2 protein-coding genes are annotated in these 1,998 nt (G+C 56.3%); both read right to left on the bottom strand.

Going from position 1 to position 1,998, the window contains the following annotated elements; translation table 11 throughout:
• Nucleotides 1-432 precede the first annotated feature (432 nt).
• The gene (locus tag ACE4YL_RS02380) at nucleotides 433-1,473 is read right to left on the bottom strand and encodes a phage major capsid protein (RefSeq protein ID WP_461369117.1); all 1,041 of its coding nucleotides are present in this window, start codon (nucleotides 1,471-1,473) and stop codon (nucleotides 433-435) included.
• Between the two features lie 6 nt (nucleotides 1,474-1,479).
• On the bottom strand, nucleotides 1,480-1,998 hold a 519-nt coding region (locus tag ACE4YL_RS02375), incomplete at its 5' end, for a hypothetical protein (protein WP_461369116.1).

The following is a 1,998-nucleotide window of genomic DNA, read 5'->3' as shown; positions in this document are numbered from 1 at the left end:
GCATCGATAAGGCTCTTAATTTGTACAAGCCACGATTCTAGAAGGCTTTCAAGAGCAGCGTCGCTATCACAGCGTAGCGCTTCGGGCCGAACGCCCGTATACGCAATAACTTCCTTGGCACTACTGTAGAACGTTGTCATTCTGCTCGATACTCCTCATAGCGCTCTGGATGCCGCTGCCGGACATGAGCCGTCATCCCCCGCCGCGTGGGACAGGTATACGGACAGTACGGGCAAACGTAGTCTCCTTGTGGCTTATTTGCTTTACTGGAAGGTTCTACCACCTTCAGGTGAATGCATGCACGAACCTCCTTTAATCCGCTATCGCTCACCATTACGGCGGTAGTTGATGTGGGCGGGAAATTACGCCCCGCCCTGGTAACTATCTCTTTAGAGAGGTTAGTTACCTCAACGCGCCTCATCCCGGTCACCTTCACTGCTTCTGGTTCTTGATATCGAGGAACGCAACTGCCGCCGCGTTCGGGTTCTCGTAGCCAGCATCGGCCTCGATCGTGAGAACGAAGTCGGTCCGCCGGTTCCGGATATCCCGGTCACGCTCGATGGAAACCTGGTGGAACACGCCCCAAACCATGTTATCCGGGTGCTGGAGCATGCAGATCCGGCCTACGCCACCACTGAAGTCTGCTCCACCTGCGACCACGTTGGCCCGTTCGAGCATCGGAACCTCGACAATCGGAATACCCTTGTACTTGAGCCCCTCGTGGCCGATCTGGGCCGCGTCACCAAGCGCCGTACCCCGCTGCCGCAGGACGTCGCGGTACTTGTTCTCAATCTCGTACGGCACATAGAAACGCCATTCGGCCCGGTTCTGCAGGTACTGCTTGGGAAGCGCATCGAGAAGCGCCTCAAAGATGGATTCTGGGTCAGTTGGGTCGAATTCAGCTGCCTGATTGGCTCCCTGTACGCCATAGACCCGGTTCGCAGCCCCGGTTGCCCACCCGTTCATGAGGGAAAGCAGCGGGTCTGCTGTGTTATTTGCGTCAGAGAGGATGGCAAACTCCTCAAAATCACGACCTGCGGCCTCTCCGAAGAGATCCACGAGCGTGTTCTCGAAATCGCCCCGCTCGATGTTCCGCCGAAGAGCACGGTCGGAAATCCCGGTCATAGCCCGAAGTTCAACCGCCCGGAGCACCTGGGTGCCGAAAACCGGTGCTACAGATGTTTCAGTGCCAACGGTGTCCTCAACCGCCCCGCTCAGACTATTCGCTGGCGGATTAGGTGCAACCGCCTGGGTGATCACCCTGCCGACGAAGCCGACCCGATCGATATCGGTAATCTGGCTTTCCATGCGGATAAACCGCGCTTCAGGCAGGATTTTCGTGCGAATCTGCATCGCTCGCACGAAACGGTCGAACTTCTGCGGGGCAAGAATCCCCTGACCTAGCGTGTCAACGCCCACGTTCTTGAGTGCAGAATCGAGTTTCTGCAACAGTTCATCGTTAGAATACGTCATGCTTACTCACCCCCGCCGCACGCGCCCAAAGGAGTCGCGCCTGGACTTCTCGCTGATGTCCGGCGGCTGTACGCCGTCCTGGCCCTGAATGGACTTACTGGCAGCGCCCGCCTTGGAAACACGCTGTTCTAATGCCTCAATTTTCTCCATAAGCGCCTTCTTGAACGCCTCTTCTTCTTCAGCTGCTTTCTTGGCTTCCTCGGCAGCAGCCTTCTCTTCGGCCTCCTTTGCCTCGGCAGCCTTCTGTGCAGCCTCTTCCTCTTCCTTGGCCTTTGCCGCCTTCATAGAGTCAATCTCAGCCTGCATGGCTTCGATCTTCTCTTTCAGCGCCTCAATGGCCTTGTTATCTTCAGTTGTCATATTTACATCCTCTTCTCCATCGTTGCTCTTGCCAGAACGCTCGTTCTCGGCAATGCTCATAATTTCAGTTAGTGCTTCGATAGCCGCCTTGATTTTGGCGTAGTTCTTGTCAGAGATGGCCCTACCTGCTTTCCGGGCTTGGAAAGCCTCGGCAATGCGGGAAAG

The organism is Candidatus Darwinibacter acetoxidans (assembly GCF_041936445.1).
In the GTDB taxonomy this organism is placed as follows: domain Bacteria; phylum Bacillota; class Limnochordia; order Darwinibacteriales; family Darwinibacteriaceae; genus DTU010.
The sequence above is the reverse complement of the archived record's forward strand: the minus strand, read 5'-3'. Positions and strand labels throughout refer to the sequence as shown.